Genomic DNA, 17,242 nt, shown 5'->3' on the forward strand with positions numbered 1-17,242 from the left:
GTGAAAACGGTTACATGGCAGAATACCGCATCGCGATCCATTGTTGCCTGCGCGCGGGCATGATGCGACCCGAATTCGTATGCACTGCCCTCGGGAGGGACCGGCGGCAGCCCGTTCCTCACTGCCGGAAACCGGATACATGGCGAAAGTACAACTGGACAACATCCGCAAGGTCTACGACAACGGCCAGGTCGCCGTGCACGGGGCCAGCTTCGAAGTGGCCGACGGCGAACTGATGGTGCTGGTCGGGCCCTCGGGCTGCGGCAAGTCCACGCTGCTGCGCATGATCGCCGGCCTGGAAGAGATCAGCGGCGGCGAACTGCGCATCGGCGAGCGCGTGGTCAACGAGGTGGCGCCGAAGGACCGCGACATCGCCATGGTGTTCCAGAGCTATGCGCTGTACCCGCACATGACCGTGGCCGAGAACCTGGCGTTCGGGCTCAAGCTGCGCGGCGAGAGCAAGGAGGTCATCCGTCAGCGCGTGGCCGCGGCCGCCGACACCCTGGGCCTGACCCCGATGCTGGACAAGCTGCCGCGCGCCATGTCCGGCGGCCAGCGCCAGCGCGTGGCGCTGGGCCGCGCGCTGGTGCGCGAGCCGGCGGTGTTCCTGCTCGACGAGCCGCTGTCCAACCTGGACGCCAAGCTGCGCCATTCGGTGCGCACCGAGATCGCGCAACTGCACCGCAAGCTCGGCACCACCATGATCTACGTCACCCACGACCAGGTCGAGGCGATGACCCTGGGCCAGCGCATCGTCGTGCTCAAGGACGGTGTGATCCAGCAGATCGACACGCCGATGGCGCTGTACGACCGCCCGGCCAACCTGTTCGTGGCCGGTTTCCTCGGCAGCCCGGCGATGAACGTGCTGCGCGGGCGGTTGGTGGAGGAGGGCGGCCTGCAGCTGCAGTTGCAGGACGGCGGGCGGGTGCCGCTGCCGGGCGCGCAGGTCGCGCCGCAGTGGTTGGGCCGGGAACTGGCGATCGGCGTGCGGCCGGAGCACCTGCAGCCCAGCGACGACGCACAGGGCGGCTTCGAGGCCACCATCGAGGTGATCGAGCCGGTCGGCAACGAGATCTTCGTCAATCTCAGCCACGGCGCGCAGCCGCTGGTGATGCGGGTGGCGCCGCGCGCGCTGCCGGGCCTGGGCGAGCGCCTGCGGGTGGCGGTGCGCGGCGATGCGCTGCACTTCTTCGATGCCGAGAGTGGGGGGCGTCTGGAGGCGCGGGAGTCGGGAGTCGGGAATCGGGAATCGCAATAGCAACAGCGAAGGCGCCGGCGAGTTCAGCGCGCCAGGCCGTCGATCAGTGGCTGCCACCGTGCGGGGTGGCCGTCGATGTCCAGTCCCGCCGGTGGCGCCTCCTCGAGCGGCAGCACCGCCAATGCCAGGGTGCCGGCGACGCTGACCACGCTGCCGAACGGTTGGCCGTCGCGCAGCACCGGTGCGTCGATCGCGACGGGCGCATCCACTTCCAGCAACTGCACCGCGCGCTTGGCCTTGCCCAGGAAGTGGGTGCGGGCGACGATTTCCTGGCCGGGGTAGCAGCCCTTCTTGACGCTGAAGGCGTGCAGCCGGTCCAGACCCAACTGCTGCGGGGTCCATTGTTCGCGCTGGCTCGGCGCAAGCCGGGCCAGGCCCAGGCGCAGGTCGGCCGCGCGCCAGGCCTCGGCCAGCGCCGGGTCGGCGGCCGGCGCATCCGCGGCCGGCGCCGGCACCAGGCGCAGGGTGCGCGGCAGGCCGTCGCCGCCCATGTCCAGTTCGATCACGCCAGCCTCATCGTGCGCTGACGTCGCGCCGCGGGCCTGCTCGGGTAGGCTCAGGCGACCGAAAGCAACAAGCGTGTCCTCGACCGACACGCGCAGTTTGCGCCGGAACACGAAGCGGCCCAGTGCCGTTGCCAGTTCCTCGGCGCCACCGTCGGCCAGCAGCATCAGCAAGGCGTCGTCGGCCTGGCGAAGGAGCGCAAACACCGCGATCACCCGGCCCTTGGCGGTGAGCCAGGCGTTCCATTGCCATTGCCCGGGTGCCAGCGCCTGCACGTCGTTGGCGAATTGCGCATGGGCGAAGGCCGCTGCATCCGGACCGCGCAATGCGACGTATTGCAGGTGTGGCAAGGCGGAAAAACCGCCGGATTCCAGATTCAGGTTGTCAGGCACGAGAGGGGAGGACTAAAATTGACGAGTTGTGAGACCCGCATGATAGGCCAACCAACCCCCACACCCGAGTCCGATCCCGAAACGCAGCGGCCCGCCGAGGACACCCCTCCGCAGACCGAGCCTGCGCCGCGGGAGATCGGCGGGCGCGGCGGCCTCGAGCCGACGCGCTACGGCGACTGGGAGAAAAACGGACGCTGCATCGATTTTTGAGCAGCTTTGAGCCAACGCGGCCTTAAGCACGCCGCCCAGCCGAGACAACGAGCCCAGCGAATGGCTACGCGCGAACGTCCCCTTTCCCCGCATCTGCAGGTCTATCGCTGGCAGATCCAGATGGTCACCTCCATCCTGCACCGTGCCACCGGCATCGTGCTGTCGGTCGGTGCCCTGATCATCGCCGCCGCGCTGCTGGTGCTGATGCTCGGCCCGGCGTCCTGGAACTGCTTCCGCGGCATGGCCGGCGCCTGGTACGGCCAGGTATTCCTGTTCGCCTGGAGCTGGGCCTTCGCCTACCACCTGTGCAACGGCCTGCGCCACATCGTGCAGGACTTCGGCCATGGCTACAGCATTCCCGCGTTCGTGCGCAGCAGCTGGATGTCGGTGGTCGGCAGCCTGGTGATCGTGGCGCTGATCTGGGCCTACGTCCTCCACGGAGCCGCCGCATGAGCCGCTATCGCACCCCCCTGAAGAACGTCCGCGGCCTGGGCGCGGCCAAGTCCGGCACCGAGCATTTCGTGTTGCAGCGGCTGACCGCCACCGCGTTGGTCGGCCTGACCGTGTGGTTCCTGGTGTTCGTGCTGAGCCTGCTCGGCGCCGACTACGTCACCGCCACCGAAGCGGTGGCCAAGCCGTGGAACGCGGTGCTGCTGGTCGGCTTCCTGATCGCGATGTTCTGGCACGCGCAGATCGGCCTGCAGGTCATTCTCGAAGATTACGTACACAACTCGCTGCTGGCCCTGGCGCTGCAGACCACGGTGAAGTTCGTCGCCGTGCTCGGCGCGATCGTCGGTGTATTCGCGGTCGCCCGCATCGCGCTGGGCAGCGCCTGATCGGCGCCCGGAACAGGAACTCAGATTCGATGTCCGCTTACAAGATCACCGAACACAAGTACGACATGGTCGTGGTCGGCGCCGGCGGCGCCGGCCTGCGCGCCACCTTCGGCCTGGCCCAGAAGGGCCTGCAGACCGTCTGCCTGACCAAGGTCTTCCCGACCCGTTCGCACACCGTGGCCGCGCAGGGCGGCATCTCCGCCGCGCTCGGCAACATGGGCGAGGACGACTGGCGCTATCACTTCTACGACACCATCAAGGGCTCGGACTGGCTGGGCGACCAGGACGCGATCGAATACATGTGCCGCGAGGCGATCCCGGCGATCATCGAGCTGGAGCACTACGGCGTGCCGTTCAGCCGCACCGAGGACGGCAAGATCTACCAGCGTCCGTTCGGCGGCATGACCACCAAGTACGGCGAAGGCCCGTCCGCGCAGCGCACCTGCGCCGCCGCCGACCGCACCGGCCACGCCATGCTGCACACGCTGTACCAGCAATCGCTGGCGCACAACGCGCGCTTCATGATCGAGTACTTCGCGCTCGACCTGATCTTCGACGAGGAAGGCGCCTGCCGCGGCGTGCTCGCCCTGGACATGGCCGAAGGCTCGCTGCACCTGTTCCGCGCCCACGGCGTGGTGCTGGCCACCGGCGGCTACGGCCGCGCCTACTTCAGTGCCACCTCGGCGCACACCTGCACCGGCGACGGCGGCGGCCTGGTGATGCGCGCCGGCCTGCCGATGCAGGACATGGAGTTCGTGCAGTTCCACCCGACCGGCATCTACGGTGCCGGCTGCCTGATCACCGAAGGCGTGCGCGGCGAAGGCGGCATCCTGCGCAACAGCAGCGGCGAGCGCTTCATGGAGCGCTACGCGCCGCACTACAAGGATCTGGCCTCGCGCGACGTGGTGTCGCGTTCGATGACCATCGAGATCCGCGAAGGCCGCGGCGTCGGCGAGCACAAGGACCACATCCTGCTCGACCTGACCCACCTCGGCCCGGGCGTGATCGACGAGAAGCTGCCCGGCATCGCCGAGAGCGCGCGCATCTTCGCCGGTGTCGACGTGCACAAGCAGCCGATCCCGGTGATCCCGACCGTGCACTACAACATGGGCGGCATCCCGACCAACTACCACGGCGAAGTGGTGCGCAAGGACGGCGACAACCCCGATGCGGTAGTGCCGGGCCTGTACGCCATCGGCGAGGCCGCCTGCGTGTCGGTGCACGGCGCCAACCGCCTGGGTTCCAACTCGCTGCTCGACCTGGTGGTGTTCGGCCGCGCGGTGGCCAACCGCTGCGCCGAGACGATCAAGACCGGCGCCCCGCACAAGGGCCTGCCGGGCGACGCCTGCGACAAGGCGCTGGGCCTGCTGGACAAGCTGCGCAACGCCAACGGCAGCACCCCGACCTCGGTGATCCGCGACAAGATGCAGCGCACCATGCAGTCCGACGCGGCGGTGTTCCGCACCAGCAAGACGCTGAAGGAAGGCGTGGACAAGATGGCCGACATCTTCGCCAGCTTCGAGGACGTCAAGGTGTCCGACCGCTCGCTGGTCTGGAATTCCGACCTGATCGAGACCTACGAGCTGAACAACCTGCTGCTCAACGCGGTGGCGACGATCAACTCGGCCGAACAGCGCAAGGAAAGCCGCGGCGCGCACGCCCACGAGGATTTCCCCGACCGCGACGACGTCAACTGGCAGAAGCACACGCTGGTCACCGTCGACGACAAGGGCCAGTGCAGCTTCGACTACCGCCCGGTGCACATGTACACGCTCAGCAAGGACGTGGACGTGGTGCCGCCGAAGCCGCGCGTTTACTGACCACAGCCGGGAAACGGGAGTAGGGAATCGGGAATCGAGAACAGCGCATGCGCTCTTCGCTCCCGCTTCCCATTCCCCATTCCCCAATCCCCATTCCCGGATTTTAAAGCCATGGCAGAGTTCACCCTCCCCAAGAATTCCAAGATCGGCAAGGGCAAGCACTTTCCCGCCAAGGGCGCGAAGAACGTGCGGACCTTCAAGGTCTACCGGTGGAATCCGGACGACGACAGCAACCCGCGGACCGACACCTACGAGGTGGATCTGGATGCGTGCGGCCCGATGGTGCTGGACGCGCTGATCAAGATCAAGAACGAGATCGACCCGACCCTGACCTTCCGCCGCTCGTGCCGCGAGGGCATCTGCGGATCGTGCGCGATGAACATCGACGGCACCAACACGCTGGCCTGCACCAAGGCGATCGCCGACTGCGGCAAGAAGGAAGTGCCGATCTACCCGCTGCCGCACATGAGCGTGGTCAAGGATCTGGTGCCGGACCTGACCCACTTCTACGCGCAGTACGCCTCGATCAAGCCGTGGATCCGTACCCAGACCCCGCCGCCGCCGGACCGCGAGCGGCTGCAGTCGCCGGAGGACCGCAAGAAGCTCGACGGCCTGTACGAGTGCATCCTGTGCGCGTGCTGCTCGACCAGCTGCCCGAGCTACTGGTGGAACGGCGAGCGTTACCTGGGCCCGGCGATCCTGCTGCAGGCCTACCGCTGGATCATCGACTCGCGCGACGAGGACACCGGTGCGCGCCTGGACGATCTGGAAGATCCGTTCAAGCTGTACCGCTGCCACACCATCATGAACTGCGCGCGGACCTGCCCGAAGGGGCTGAACCCGGCGCTGGCGATCGCCGAGATCAAGAAGCTGATGATGGCGCGCCGCGCCTGATCGCAGCGGCGCACGTTCCAAGCGGCGGGCCTGCCCGCCGACCGCGCGGCACCGGCTTTCGGGTTCGGTGCCGCGTTCGTTTTCGGCGGCTGCCGTGCGGCGCCGCCTCCAGGCAAGGGCGCATGCGATGGACGAGAGCACCGAACTGAAGAAGCTGCGCTGGCGCTGCCGGCGCGGCATGCGCGAACTGGACCAGCTGTTCGGCCGCTACCTGGACCGGCGCTGGGGGGAGGCTTCCGAGGACGAGCGCGGGGTTTTCCTATACCTGCTCGATTGCGAGGACGATAAGTTGTGGCGCTGGTTCATGGGCTACGAGGCCTGTCCCGATGCACGCGCCGCCGATCTCATCGCTTCCATCCGCGCCATGCCGGCTTGACTGGCGCCCCTCGCGCTGGCTGCTGGCCGCGCTGACCCTGCTCGGCGCGCTGGCGCCGCTGTCGCTGCTCGGTTCCGACCTGCCGCCACGCCTGGCCTGGCCGGCGGCCGTGCTGGCGCTGCTGTACGCGGGGTGGCTGCTGCGCCGTGAGGCCAGGCGGGCGCCGCGCATGCTGTTGGTTCCCGCCGGTGCCGGTACGCCCAGCATCGATGGCGTGGCGGTGAGCGCGCTGCAGGTCGACTGGCGCGGACCGCTGGCGTTCGTGCGCTGGCGCGATGCGCAGGGGCGCACCCAGCGCCTGGCGTGGTGGCCCGACACGCTGCCGGCGGCGGCACGACGTGAACTGCGTCTGGCCGCTGCCGCCCATGCCGCTTCGTCTGCGCCGCCGCAAATGGCACCATAGCGCTCCCTGGATGGTGGCTGCGCATGTTCAAACCCTTACCCGTGGCCATCGGCCTGCGCTATCTGCGCGCCAAGCGCCGCAACAATTTCATCTCCTTCATCTCCATGGCCTCGATCCTCGGCATCGCCCTGGGCGTGACCGTGCTGATCACCACCCTGGCGGTGATGAGCGGCTTCCAGAAGGAGATCCGCGACCGCCTGCTGCAGATGGCCGCGCATGCCACGGTCAGTGCGCAGGGCGCGCCGATGGAGGACTGGCAGCACGCGGTGGACGTGGCCATGCGCGACAAGCGCGTCGCCGGCGCCGCGCCCTACGTCGAGGAAGAGGCGCTGCTCACCGGCCAGCGCAACCAGCCGGCGATCGTCCGCGGCATCCTGCCCAAGGAAGAGGCCAAGGTCTCGGTGCTGGCGCAGAAGATGAAGCAGGGCTCGGTCGACAGCCTGACCCCGGGGTCCTACAACATCCTGCTCGGCCAGGAACTGGCGCTGTGGCTGGGCGTGGGCGTCGGCGACAAGGTGGTGGTGATGCTGGGCGAGCCGCAGGCCAGCCCGATGGGCATGGTGCCGCGCTACAAGCGCTTCACCGTCAGCGGCATTTTCGAGGCCGGCTACAACGAGATCGACCGCGGCCTGGCGGTGACCAGCATGCCCGACTTGCAGCGGGTGCTGCGCATGGGCGACGGCGTCACCGGCGTGCGCCTGAAGCTGTACGACATGGACCAGGCCTGGAACGTGGCGCGCGACCTGGCGCTGAACCTGCACGGCCCGTACATGGTCAGCGACTGGACCCGCGAGAACGCCAACCTCTACCAGTCGCTGAAGATGGAAAAGACGGTGATGGGTATCCTGCTGTCGCTGATCATCGCGATGGGTGCGTTCAACCTGGTGTCCTCGCAGGTGATGCTGGTGACCGACAAGCAGGCCGACATCGCCATCCTGCGCACACTGGGACTGAGCCCGGGCGGGGTGATGCAGGTGTTCATGGTGCAGGGCACGCTGATCGGCGTGATCGGCACCGTCGCCGGCGTGATCGGCGGCATCGTGCTGACGCTCAACCTGGAGCGGATCCTGGCCGGCATCGAGGCGGTGTTCAACATCAAGCTGCTGCCCGAGGACGTCTACTACATCACCGGCCTGCCCACCGACATGCAGCCGCACGACGTCATGGTGATCACCATCGTCGCCTTGCTGATGAGCTTCCTGGCCACGCTGTACCCGGCCTGGCGTGCGGCGCGCACGCAGCCGGCGGAGGCGCTGCGCTATGAATGAGAGCCGGGAATCGGGAATGGGGAATCGGGAATCGGGAATGCAGAAGCGACAAGCAGACGCGGCGATCCGCGCCGAAGGCCTGGCCAAGACCTACGCCGAAGGCAAGATGCGCACGCCGGTGTTCGACGGCCTGGAGCTGAGCGTGGCGGCGGGCGAGACCGTGGCCATCGTCGGCGCCTCCGGTGCCGGCAAGAGCACCTTGCTGCACCTGCTCGGCGGCCTCGACGTGCCGACCTCCGGCGAGGTCTACGTGGCCGGCCAGCGCATGTCGGCGCTGACCGACGCGGCGCGCGGGCAGTTGCGCAACCGCTCGCTGGGCTTCGTCTACCAGTTCCATCACCTGCTGCCCGAGTTCACCGCGCTGGAGAACGTGATGATGCCGGTGCTGCTGGGCGGCGCGCCGATCCAGGACGCCGATGCGCGCGCGCGGGCGCTGCTGGAATCGGTGGGCCTGGGCCATCGCCTGGAGCACAAGCCGGGCGAACTGTCCGGCGGCGAGCGCCAGCGCGCCGCGGTGGCGCGTGCGCTGGTCAATCGCCCGGCCTGCGTGCTCGGCGACGAGCCGACCGGCAACCTCGACGACAAGACCGCGGCCAACGTGTTCGCGCTGATGCTCGAACTCAACCGCGCGCAGGGCACCAGCCTGGCCCTGGTCACCCACGACCGCAGCCTGGCGCGCAAGCTGGACCGGGTGCTGGAACTGCACCAGGGCAAGCTGCGCGAATTGGCGCCCGCAGACGTCTGAATGGGGGAGGCTGCCGCACGGCGGCTCCGAACTGCAGGTGGTCGAGCATGATCGCGGCCTGACGATCGCGAGGGGCTCAAGCCTCTTTCAGTGGGAAAGGCGTGGCAGCCATGCTTCCCGTGGCCGTCCTTCGATCCCGACGACAGCGCTGTCCTGCGACTGACGCAGGCCGCGTCGGGAATGAAGTCCCTCCCAAAGGGAGAGCCTTCCCACAGGTACGCCGGCGCATCGCCGTGCGGTAGGAGCGGCGTCAGCCGCGACACGAACGTTACCGATAGCTCCTGTCGCGGCTTAGCCGCTCCTGCAAGTGCAACCGCATGTGGGAGCGACTTCATTGCGACGAACGCAGCCGACCATGTCGTCGGCCCCGGTTGCCGACAGCGCCTGACCAGACCTCGTCCCTCAGGGAATCACCCGCTGCGCACGCAGTCGCGTGAACAGCTCCAGGAACGAGGCGCGGCTGTCGTAGTAGCCGAGGAAGCCGAGATCGCGGCTCTTGGTCATGTCGTTGACGCACTCGATCTCGCGGCCCAGATCGGCATCGGTATGCCACCACGACGCCAGTTGGTTCACATCCGCCTGCACCAGCCCATGCTGCTCGGCGATTTCGCGCCACAGGGCCGGCGCGGCGTCCTGCAGGCGCGCTTGCAGCGGCATCGGCGCCTCCGGATAAGGGGCAGGGTCCAGGCCGAAGAACGCGGCGATCTCGCCCCACATCCAGCGCCAGCGGAACACGTCGCCGTTGACCGTGTTGAAGGCCTGGTTGCGTGCGGCCGGATTGGTCGCGGCCCAGGCCAGTTGGCGGCCGAGCAGGCCGGCGTCGGTGAGGTCGGTGAGGCTGTCCCACTGCGCGCGCGAACCGGGGAACACGAAGGGCTGCCCGGTGTGCTTGCACAGCGTCGCGTACACCGCCAGGGTCACGCCCATGTTCATCGCATTGCTGCCGTTGGCCTGGCCGATCATGGTGTGCGAGCGGTGCACGCTCCAGCCGAAGCCATGGCGCGCGGCGGCGTCGAACAGCAGGTCTTCCAGCGTGTAGTAGAAATTCTCGCCCGGCTGCCGCGGTTCGCTCTCGCGGAACGGCGTCTCCGCCTTGCCGCTGCCGTAGTGCTCGAACGAGCCCAGGTAATGCTTGGTGCCGGTGACCAGCGCCATGTGCTGCAGTGTCGCGCCGTCCAGGCCCTCGCACAGGTGCTGCAACATCGCGCCGTTGGCGGCGACGTTCTCCTTCTCGGTGTCGCGCCGCGTCCAGGTGCAGAAGAACACGTGGGTGATCGGCAGCCCGCGCAGCGCCGCGATGGTGGCGTCGCGGTCGAGCAGATCGACCGCCACCGGAATCACGCCTTCCTGCGGCACCGGACGGCGTGCCAGCCCATAGACGGTCCAGCCCTCGGCGACCAGCACGTTGGCGAGGTTGTAGCCGGAGATGCCAGTGACTCCGACGATCAATGCGATGCCCTTGCGCATGCGCGAACTCCTTACGACGTGGGGTATCGCACCTTAGGCGCGGGGCAATGAAGCTGCGGAGAACTGCGTCGGGACTGTGACGCGGCGCGCGCTCGCGCGTTAGGCGAATTCTGACGCGGTGTCGCGGCATGGACCGATGGCTCGCGTCCAGGCGGGATGCGACGCTGGCATCGCGATAAAGACAGTGTCGCGCGATGCGCACGTCGCGCCGCTTCGTCTCGCTGCTTCCGATCCATCGATGCCAAGGAGGGCAAGCACATGCAACCGTCGGCAGACGCCGTGCCGTGCCAGGGCCCCGTCGCGACTCGCGCTGCCCGCTGGCCGGCACCGGCGCCGTTCGGCGCTGCGGTCGCGGCCAGCCTCGCCGCCGGCGTGCTGGCCGCGCTGTGGCTGCCGCGCCTGCTGCCCTGGCCGCTGGCCGTGGCGATCCTGCTCGCCGGGGCGTCGCTGTACGTGGCGGCGCCGCGCTGGCGCTGGCTGGGCGCGTTCGCGATCGGCGCCGGCTGGCTGGCGCTGATCGCCGGCATGGTGCTGGCGCGGCAGTTGCCGGCCGACTGGGAAAAACGCGTGGTCGACGTCCGCGGCCAGGTGGTGGAACTGCCGCAGGCGGAGACCCGCCGCACCCGCTTCCTGTTCCGGGTGGACAGCGACGCGGCGCAGCCGGCGCCGTTGCGCGGGCGCCTGCTGCAATTGGCGTGGTACGACGACTTCGGCACGCACCAGGCCGGGCCGCGTAGCGCCCTGAGCGCCGGCGCGCGCTGGCAATTGCAGGTGCGCCTGCGTGCACCGCGCGGCTTGAGCAATCCCGGCGGCTTCGACGCCGAGGCCTACGCGCTGGCACAGCGGATCAGTGCCAGCGGCTATGTGGTGGCGCCGCGTGCGGCCACGCAACTGGTGCCGGGGCAGGGAATCGACGCCTGGCGTGCGGATATGTCCGCACGCATCGCTGCGGCCGTGCCGCAGGCCTCGGCGCGCTACGTGCAGGCACTGGCGCTGGGCGACACGCGGCGCCTGGACGATCGCGACTGGCGCATCCTGCGTGCCGCCGGCCTGACCCATCTCATCGCCATTTCCGGCTTCCATGTCGGCCTGGTCGCCGGCGCCTTCGCACTGCTCGGCGGCGGCCTGTGGCGGCTGTGGCCGCAACTGGGCCGCTACTGGCCGCGCCGCCAGGCCGCGGCGGCGCTGGCGCTGCTCGGCGCCGGCGGCTACACCCTGGTGTCGGGCATGGCCCTGCCGACCGTGCGCACCGCGCTGATGATCGCGGTGGTGGTGGCGGCACGGTTGTGGCGGCGACCGGTGCGGGTGGTCGACGCATTGGCGCTGGCGGCGATTGCCATGCTGCTCTGCGACCCGCTGGCGGTGCTCTCGGCCGGCTTCTGGCTGAGCTTCCTCGGCGTCGCCTGGCTGGCTTGGTGCATGCCCGATGCCGGTCGTGGCTGGCGCGAGACGCTGCGCAGCTTCCTGACCGCGCAAGGCGTGGCCACGGTCGGCCTGCTGCCGGTGAGCACGATGCTGTTCGGGCAGGCCTCCGTGGTCGGGCCGCTGGCCAACCTGCTGGCGATCCCCTGGTGGAGCCTGGTGGTGGTCCCGCTGGCCTTGCTCGGCACCGCGCTGGAGGCCTTGCACGCCGGTGCCGGCGCCTGGCTGTGGCGCCTGGCCGCGGCCTGCTTCGACCTGACCTGGCCGTTGTTCGTCGCCTTGGGCGAGAGCCGCTTCGCCCTGCGCTGGCTGCCGGAGGCGCGCGACTGGGCGCTGCCGCTGGCCCTGCTGGGCGCGTTCTGGCTGCTGCTGCCGCGCGCGGTGCCGGGCAAACCGCTGGCGGCGATGCTGTGGTTGCCCTTGCTGTGGCCGCCGCTGGAGCGACCGCGACCGGGCGAGGTCGATCTGGTGATGTTCGACGTGGGGCAGGGGCTGTCGTTGCTGGTCCGCACCGCCCACCATCAACTGCTGTACGACACCGGGCCGGCGGTGGAGGACGGCTACGACGCCGGCGAGCGGGTGGTGGTGCCAGCGCTGCATGCGCTCGGCGTGGCGCGGCTGGATCGCGCGGTGATCAGTCATGGCGACAACGACCACGCCGGCGGCGTGGGCGCGGTGCGCGCGGCGCTGCCGATCGGCCTGGTCCAGGCCCCGGCTGGTGCGCCGTTGCCGGTGGACCGGGCCTGCGTGGCCGGCGATGCCTGGGAATGGGATGGCGTGCGGTTCCGGTTCCTGCACCCGGCGCCGCACTTTCCCTATTTGCGCAACGAGTCCAGTTGCGTGCTGCGCGTGGAGACCGCGCATGGCGCGTTGCTGCTGGCCGGCGATATCGGCGACGTGGTCGAGCGCACGCTGCTGCGCGAGGCGCCGCAGGCGCTGCGCGCCGACGTCGTGGTGGCGCCGCACCATGGCAGCGCGCATTCCTCGCAGCCGGCCTTCGTCGCCGCCACCGGCGCGCGGCTGGTGCTGGTGTCGGCGGCCTACGGCAACCGCTTCGGTCATCCGCATCCGGGCGTGGTGGCGCGCTGGCAGGCGGCCGGCGCCGAGGTCGCCGGCACGCCGCAGGGCGGTGCGCTGCGCGTGTGGCTGGGGCGCACGGGCCTGCAATTGCGTGAGCGGCGGCCCTGGCGGGCGCGGCTGTGGGATGCGGCGGAGCGGGCGCGGGCGGCTGCTATCCTATCGGCCAGTGAACGAACGGCCGAGCGTGCCGGAGGGTTGCGACGTGTGGGAACTGGTCAAGGCCGGTGGCTGGCCGATGGTGCCATTGCTGCTGTTGGGCGTGGTCGCGCTGGCGATCGTCCTGGAGCGGTTCTGGAGCCTGCGCCGTAGCGAGGTGTTGCCGCCGGGACTGGGCCAGGAAGTGCGCAACTGGGCCACGCGCGGCAAGCTCGACCCCACCCATATCGAATCGCTGCGGCGCAATTCGCCGCTGGGCGCGCTGCTCGCGGCCGGCCTGGATGTGCGCAACCGTCCGCGCGAGATCGTGCGCGAGCGCATCGAGGACACCGGCCGGCACGTCGTGCACCGCATGGAGCGTTACCTGAACGCGTTGGGCACCATCGCCTCGGCCGGGCCGCTGCTCGGCCTGCTCGGCACCGTGGTCGGCATGATCCAGATGTTCCTCGGCATCCTCGACCATGGCCTGGGCGACGTGAACCAGCTCGCCGGCGGCATCGGCAAGGCGCTGGTGTGCACCGCCACCGGCATGATCATCGCGGTGCCGGCGCTGATCTTCCATCGCCATTTCAAGGGCCGCATCGCCGGCTACGTTATCGAGATGGAGCAGGAAGCCACCGCGCTGACCGATGCGCTCGACGGCCACGGCCGTGCCGTGGCGCCGGCGGCACGTGGCGCCGCGTCGAACGCCGCGTCGGCCAAGGGCTGAGCCGGTGCGGATCCGCGACGACCGTGGCCAGGACGAGCCGCACATCGACCTGGTGCCGTTGATCGACGTCATCCTGGTGCTGATCATCTTCTTCGTCGTGACCACCACCTTCGATGCGCGTTCGACGCTGCAATTGCAGTTGCCCAACGCCAGCGACCGCAACGCGCCGCCGCCGGCGCGCGCGCTGAGCGTGCTGATCAACGCCGACGGGCATTACTTCATCAACGACCAGGAAGTGCTGCGCACCGACGTGGAGTCGGTCAAGCGCAGCATCGCCCAGGTCGCCGGCGACGACCGCGAGCAGCCGGTGCTGCTGCGCGCCGACGCGCGCACGCCGTACCAGGCGGTGGTCACCGCGCAGGACGCGCTGGGCCAGCTCGGGTTCCGCCGCATCGCCATCGCCACTGCCCCCGAAGTCAACAGGGACGGAAGCTCCAAGTGAATGTACCCACCGACGTGCCCGTCCAGGATTCCCCCTGGCGGACCTATCGCCGCCTGTTGTCCTATGCCGGCGGCTACCGCGGTCTGCTGCTGATCGCCGCCGCCGGCGCGCTGCTGGAAGCGCTGGCCGGCTCGGGCTTCCTGGCGCTGATGAAGCCGATCACCGACGAGACCTTCATCGCCCGCAACCGCGAGGTGGCGATGTGGCTGCCGTTGCAGATCGTCGGCCTGTTCGTGCTGCGCGGTATCGCCGGCTACGTCACCGACATGTCGATGGGGCGCGCGGCGCGGAGCATTTCCCGCGATTTCCGGGTCAACGTGCTGGACAAGTACCTGCGCCTGCCGGGTAGCCGCTTCGATGCCGAGCCGGTGGCGTCGATGCTGGTGCGGCTGGGTTCGGACAGCGAGCAGGTGGCGCAGGCCGCGGTCGACGCGATGAAGGTGATGGTGCAGCAGACCCTGCAGATCGTCGGCGCGCTGGCGGTGATGTTGTGGTACAGCTGGACGGTGACCGTGACCATCCTGCTGGTGGCGCCGCCGCTGGCCTGGGTGATGGACCGCGTGGCCAAGCGCTACCGGCGGGTCAGTCATCGCATCCAGGAGAGCAACGCCGAGCTGATGCAGTCCGCCGAGCAGGCCCTGTCCGGCAACCAGGAGGTCAAGGTCTACGGCGCGCGCGCCAGCGAGATGGAGCGCTACCAGCACCTGGCCGACACCAACCTGCATCTGGCGATGAAGGTCGAATCCACCCGCGGCATCTCCTCGGCCGCGGTGCAGTTGCTGGGCGCGATCGGCCTGGCCGCGCTGCTGCTGATCGCCGGCCACGAGGCGCTGGCCGGGCGCCTGACCGCCGGCGAGTTCGTCTCGCTGATGACCGCGATGATGGCGATCATCCCGGCGCTGAAGAACCTCACCAACGTGCAGAACATGCTGCAGCGGGGCGTCGCCTCGGCGCAGCGGCTGTTCGTGGTGCTGGATGCGCCGGAGGAACAGGACAGCGGCACCCGCCACATCGAGCGCGCGCAGGGCCGGATCGAGTTCCGTGAGGTCACCGCCGCCTATCCGGGGCAGGCGCGGCCGGCGCTGGCCGAAGTCAGCTTCGTCGCCGAGCCCGGCACCGTCACCGCCATCGTCGGCCGCTCCGGCAGCGGCAAGTCGAGCCTGGTCAAGCTGATCCCGCGCTTCTACGACCCGCAATCCGGGCAGATCCTGCTCGATGGCCACCCGCTGCAGGACTATCGGCTGGAAGATCTGCGCCGACAGATCGCCCTGGTCGGCCAGCAGGTGATGCTGTTCGACGGCAGCATCGCCGAGAACGTCGCCTACGGCGAGATGCGCGAGGCCGGCCCTGCGCAATTGCAGCAGGCGATCGCCGATGCCAACGCGATGGAGTTCGTCGAGCACCTGCCCGAGGGCGTGCAGGCGCAGGTCGGGGCCAAGGGCGGGCGCCTGTCCGGCGGTCAGCGCCAGCGCCTGGCGATCGCCCGCGCCATGCTCAAGGACGCGCCGATCCTGATCCTCGACGAAGCCACCGCCGCCCTGGACAACGAATCCGAGCGGCTGGTGCAGGACGCCTTGCACCGGCTGATGCCCGACCGCACCACGCTGGTCATCGCCCACCGCCTGTCGACCATCGAGCACGCCGACCAGGTGCTGGTGATGGACCACGGCCGCATCGTCGAGCGCGGCACCCACCACGAGCTGCTGGCGCTGGGCGGGGTGTATGCGCACCTGCACAGCATGCAGTTCCGCGAAAGGCAGTTCGGATGAGCGAGCGCGGGCCGCACACCCCCGCCTATTGGTACGGCACGGGTTCGCCGCCGCTGCACGCGCGCGTGCTGACCCCGCTGTACGCGGCGGCGATCGCGTTGCGCCGCGCGCTGTACCGGCGCGGCTGGCGCAAGCGCCACAGCATCGCCGCGCCGGTGGTGGTGGTGGGCAACCTCACCGCCGGCGGCACCGGCAAGACCCCGCTGACCATCGCCCTGGTGCAGCGCTTGCGCGACGCCGGCTGGAGCCCGGGCGTGGCCAGCCGCGGCTACGGCCGCAGCCAGCCGCAGGAGCCGCGCTGGATCGAGCCGGGCACCTCGGCCGAGCAGGGCGGCGACGAGCCGGTGCTGATCGCGCGCAAGACCGGCGTGCCGGTGCGGGTGGACCGCGACCGCGTGGCCGCGGCGCGCGCGCTGCTGCAGGCCGGCTGCGACATCGTGGTCTGCGACGACGGCCTGCAGCATTACCGCCTTCAGCGCGACATTGAGATCGAGGTGGTGGACGGCCAGCGCCGCTACGGCAACGGCCGCCTGCTGCCGGCCGGGCCGCTGCGCGAGCCGGTGGCGCGCGGCAACGAATGCGATTTCCGGGTCATCAATCTGGGCCAGGCCAGCGACAGCGGCGCGCTCGAAGTCGGCTTCGGCGAATGGGCGATGCGCCTGCGCATCGACAGCGCGCAACCGCTGCGCGGCGGCCGTGCGCGGCCGCTGCGCAGTTTCGCCGGCCAGCGCGTGCATGCCGTGGCCGGCATCGCCCATCCGCAGCGCTTCTTCGACATGCTGCGCGCGCAGGGCATCGGCGTGGTGCCGCATGCGTTTCCCGACCATCACCAGTACCGCGCCGCGGATCTGGCCTTCGGCAGCGAACTGCCGGTGCTGATGACCGAGAAGGACGCGGTCAAGTGCGCCGCCTTCGTCAACGACTGGTGCTTCAGCGTGCCGCTGGTCGCCGAGCTGCCGGCGGCGTTCTGGATCGGCCTGCTGGACCGGCTGGACAAGCTGCGCGGCCGCGCGGGCGGGACCGGCGACTAGGGCGTTCCCCCATCACGTGCGCCCGCGGTTGGCCTGCAGGAGCGCCACCGGCGCGTGGCGTAGCCTGGGCAATGGTCGAATCCAAGCCGCGGCCTCAGCGGTGCGTCCGCCATCTTCAGTCCTAAGGGCACTGGTGCTGCGCGCACGACGCCGTGTCATCGCTGCGCGTGGCGCGCCACCTCCGCGCGCCTCCTAGGCGCCAATACGGCGCGCGTGCCGCGCGCGCGACGTGAGCGCAAGCCGCAGCGAGCCGACGCTTTCCGCGCCGCTGGGCAAGGCGCGCGTGCGGTCGCCGGCCGGCGCCACCACCTGCACACCGGCGATCCCGGCGTGGTCGATACAATGACCCTCAGTGCCGTTGCGGCGTGCGGCGGCCACCGGGCCGCTGCCCGGCGCCCACCAGGCCGTTTCGGCCAACCATGCGGAGAGCTTTCGATGACGGTCTTCTCGCGATATCCCC

At 69.7% G+C, this 17,242-nt stretch carries 18 protein-coding genes; 15 read left to right on the forward strand and 3 right to left on the reverse strand.

Going from position 1 to position 17,242, the window contains the following annotated elements:
- Window positions 1–139: 139 nt before the first annotated feature.
- Window positions 140–1,258, forward strand: coding sequence for a sn-glycerol-3-phosphate ABC transporter ATP-binding protein UgpC (gene ugpC / locus SLW55_RS12755; protein WP_267099386.1), 1,119 nt, complete (start codon window positions 140–142; stop codon window positions 1,256–1,258).
- 23 nt (window positions 1,259–1,281) lie between these two features.
- Here the strand turns inward: ugpC and SLW55_RS12760 are convergent, their stop codons facing one another.
- Window positions 1,282–2,154 carry a folate-binding protein gene (locus SLW55_RS12760; RefSeq protein ID WP_320745227.1) on the reverse strand — a complete coding sequence of 291 codons (873 nt, stop codon included), beginning with the start codon at window positions 2,152–2,154 and terminating at the stop codon, window positions 1,282–1,284.
- 39 nt (window positions 2,155–2,193) lie between these two features.
- Between SLW55_RS12760 and SLW55_RS12765 the strand changes: the two genes are divergently transcribed.
- From SLW55_RS12765 to lolD, 9 genes are all read left to right on the forward strand, one after another.
- Window positions 2,194–2,364 (forward strand): DUF1674 domain-containing protein, encoded by a 171-nt coding sequence (locus SLW55_RS12765; RefSeq protein WP_081481960.1) that lies wholly within the window; start codon window positions 2,194–2,196, stop codon window positions 2,362–2,364.
- Window positions 2,365–2,424: 60 nt separating this feature from the next.
- Window positions 2,425–2,817, forward strand: coding sequence for a succinate dehydrogenase, cytochrome b556 subunit (gene sdhC, locus SLW55_RS12770; RefSeq protein WP_026144277.1), 393 nt, complete (start codon window positions 2,425–2,427; stop codon window positions 2,815–2,817).
- Window positions 2,814–3,200 carry a succinate dehydrogenase, hydrophobic membrane anchor protein gene (sdhD, locus tag SLW55_RS12775; protein WP_017908440.1) on the forward strand — a complete coding sequence of 129 codons (387 nt, stop codon included), beginning with the start codon at window positions 2,814–2,816 and terminating at the stop codon, window positions 3,198–3,200. The genes sdhC and sdhD overlap by 4 nt, the downstream gene beginning before the upstream one ends.
- Before the next feature lie 29 nt (window positions 3,201–3,229).
- On the forward strand, window positions 3,230–5,020 hold the full coding sequence (gene sdhA, locus SLW55_RS12780) for a succinate dehydrogenase flavoprotein subunit (protein WP_017908441.1): 1,791 nt from the start codon (window positions 3,230–3,232) through the stop codon (window positions 5,018–5,020).
- 111 nt (window positions 5,021–5,131) lie between these two features.
- Window positions 5,132–5,914: a succinate dehydrogenase iron-sulfur subunit gene (locus SLW55_RS12785; protein ID WP_010342653.1), complete on the forward strand. Its 783-nt coding sequence runs from the start codon at window positions 5,132–5,134 to the stop codon at window positions 5,912–5,914.
- A gap of 127 nt (window positions 5,915–6,041) precedes the next feature.
- Window positions 6,042–6,290, forward strand: a complete 249-nt coding sequence (locus SLW55_RS12790; RefSeq protein ID WP_017912578.1) for a succinate dehydrogenase assembly factor 2 — start codon at window positions 6,042–6,044, stop codon at window positions 6,288–6,290.
- On the forward strand, window positions 6,241–6,693 hold the full coding sequence (locus SLW55_RS12795; RefSeq protein ID WP_267099387.1) for a hypothetical protein: 453 nt from the start codon (window positions 6,241–6,243) through the stop codon (window positions 6,691–6,693). Before SLW55_RS12790 ends, SLW55_RS12795 begins: the two co-directional genes overlap by 50 nt.
- 23 nt (window positions 6,694–6,716) lie before the next feature.
- Window positions 6,717–7,961, forward strand: coding sequence for a lipoprotein-releasing ABC transporter permease subunit (locus SLW55_RS12800; protein ID WP_010342649.1), 1,245 nt, complete (start codon window positions 6,717–6,719; stop codon window positions 7,959–7,961).
- 37 nt (window positions 7,962–7,998) lie between these two features.
- Entirely contained in the window at window positions 7,999–8,706 is a 708-nt protein-coding gene (lolD, locus tag SLW55_RS12805; protein ID WP_017909302.1) for a lipoprotein-releasing ABC transporter ATP-binding protein LolD, read from the forward strand.
- A gap of 402 nt (window positions 8,707–9,108) precedes the next feature.
- Here lolD and SLW55_RS12810 read toward each other — a convergent pair whose 3' ends face one another.
- Window positions 9,109–10,173: an SDR family oxidoreductase gene (locus SLW55_RS12810; RefSeq protein WP_320745228.1), complete on the reverse strand. Its 1,065-nt coding sequence runs from the start codon at window positions 10,171–10,173 to the stop codon at window positions 9,109–9,111.
- A 258-nt stretch (window positions 10,174–10,431) separates the two neighbouring features.
- Between SLW55_RS12810 and SLW55_RS12815 the strand changes: the two genes are divergently transcribed.
- Genes SLW55_RS12815 through lpxK form a run of 5 tightly spaced genes read left to right on the forward strand, consistent with a single transcriptional unit; the run spans window position 10,432 to window position 16,782 of the window.
- Window positions 10,432–12,984, forward strand: coding sequence for a DNA internalization-related competence protein ComEC/Rec2 (locus SLW55_RS12815; protein ID WP_320745229.1), 2,553 nt, complete (start codon window positions 10,432–10,434; stop codon window positions 12,982–12,984).
- On the forward strand, window positions 12,878–13,540 hold the full coding sequence (locus tag SLW55_RS12820) for a MotA/TolQ/ExbB proton channel family protein (protein ID WP_148828452.1): 663 nt from the start codon (window positions 12,878–12,880) through the stop codon (window positions 13,538–13,540). Before SLW55_RS12815 ends, SLW55_RS12820 begins: the two co-directional genes overlap by 107 nt.
- 4 nt (window positions 13,541–13,544) lie before the next feature.
- A complete protein-coding gene (locus tag SLW55_RS12825) occupies window positions 13,545–13,982 on the forward strand; it encodes a biopolymer transporter ExbD (protein WP_010342642.1) in 438 nt (145 codons plus the stop codon).
- Window positions 13,979–15,751 (forward strand): lipid A export permease/ATP-binding protein MsbA, encoded by a 1,773-nt coding sequence (gene msbA, locus SLW55_RS12830; protein ID WP_267084245.1) that lies wholly within the window; start codon window positions 13,979–13,981, stop codon window positions 15,749–15,751. The genes SLW55_RS12825 and msbA overlap by 4 nt, the downstream gene beginning before the upstream one ends.
- Complete coding sequence (gene lpxK, locus SLW55_RS12835) at window positions 15,748–16,782, forward strand: tetraacyldisaccharide 4'-kinase (RefSeq protein WP_148828428.1); 1,035 nt, start codon at window positions 15,748–15,750, stop codon at window positions 16,780–16,782. Before msbA ends, lpxK begins: the two co-directional genes overlap by 4 nt.
- A 192-nt stretch (window positions 16,783–16,974) precedes the next feature.
- Here lpxK and SLW55_RS12840 read toward each other — a convergent pair whose 3' ends face one another.
- Complete coding sequence (locus tag SLW55_RS12840; protein WP_152237409.1) at window positions 16,975–17,199, reverse strand: hypothetical protein; 225 nt, start codon at window positions 17,197–17,199, stop codon at window positions 16,975–16,977.
- Window positions 17,200–17,242: the final 43 nt, after the last annotated feature.

It is taken from the genome of Xanthomonas sp. LF06-19 (assembly GCF_034105425.1).
Lineage (GTDB): Bacteria > Pseudomonadota > Gammaproteobacteria > Xanthomonadales > Xanthomonadaceae > Xanthomonas_A > Xanthomonas_A sontii.

Coding starts and splice junctions, on each gene's coding strand:
- sdhA (WP_017908441.1), top strand. CDS start 3,230: ATGTCCGCTTACAAGATCACCGAACACAAGTACGACATGGTCGTGGTC.
- lpxK (WP_148828428.1), top strand. CDS start 15,748: ATGAGCGAGCGCGGGCCGCACACCCCCGCCTATTGGTACGGCACGGGT.
- SLW55_RS12815 (WP_320745229.1), top strand. CDS start 10,432: ATGCAACCGTCGGCAGACGCCGTGCCGTGCCAGGGCCCCGTCGCGACT.
- SLW55_RS12765 (WP_081481960.1), top strand. CDS start 2,194: ATGATAGGCCAACCAACCCCCACACCCGAGTCCGATCCCGAAACGCAG.
- SLW55_RS12790 (WP_017912578.1), top strand. CDS start 6,042: ATGGACGAGAGCACCGAACTGAAGAAGCTGCGCTGGCGCTGCCGGCGC.
- SLW55_RS12795 (WP_267099387.1), top strand. CDS start 6,241: ATGCACGCGCCGCCGATCTCATCGCTTCCATCCGCGCCATGCCGGCTT.
- SLW55_RS12810 (WP_320745228.1), bottom strand. CDS start 10,173: ATGCGCAAGGGCATCGCATTGATCGTCGGAGTCACTGGCATCTCCGGC.
- ugpC (WP_267099386.1), top strand. CDS start 140: ATGGCGAAAGTACAACTGGACAACATCCGCAAGGTCTACGACAACGGC.
- SLW55_RS12800 (WP_010342649.1), top strand. CDS start 6,717: ATGTTCAAACCCTTACCCGTGGCCATCGGCCTGCGCTATCTGCGCGCC.
- SLW55_RS12785 (WP_010342653.1), top strand. CDS start 5,132: ATGGCAGAGTTCACCCTCCCCAAGAATTCCAAGATCGGCAAGGGCAAG.
- sdhC (WP_026144277.1), top strand. CDS start 2,425: ATGGCTACGCGCGAACGTCCCCTTTCCCCGCATCTGCAGGTCTATCGC.
- lolD (WP_017909302.1), top strand. CDS start 7,999: ATGCAGAAGCGACAAGCAGACGCGGCGATCCGCGCCGAAGGCCTGGCC.
- sdhD (WP_017908440.1), top strand. CDS start 2,814: ATGAGCCGCTATCGCACCCCCCTGAAGAACGTCCGCGGCCTGGGCGCG.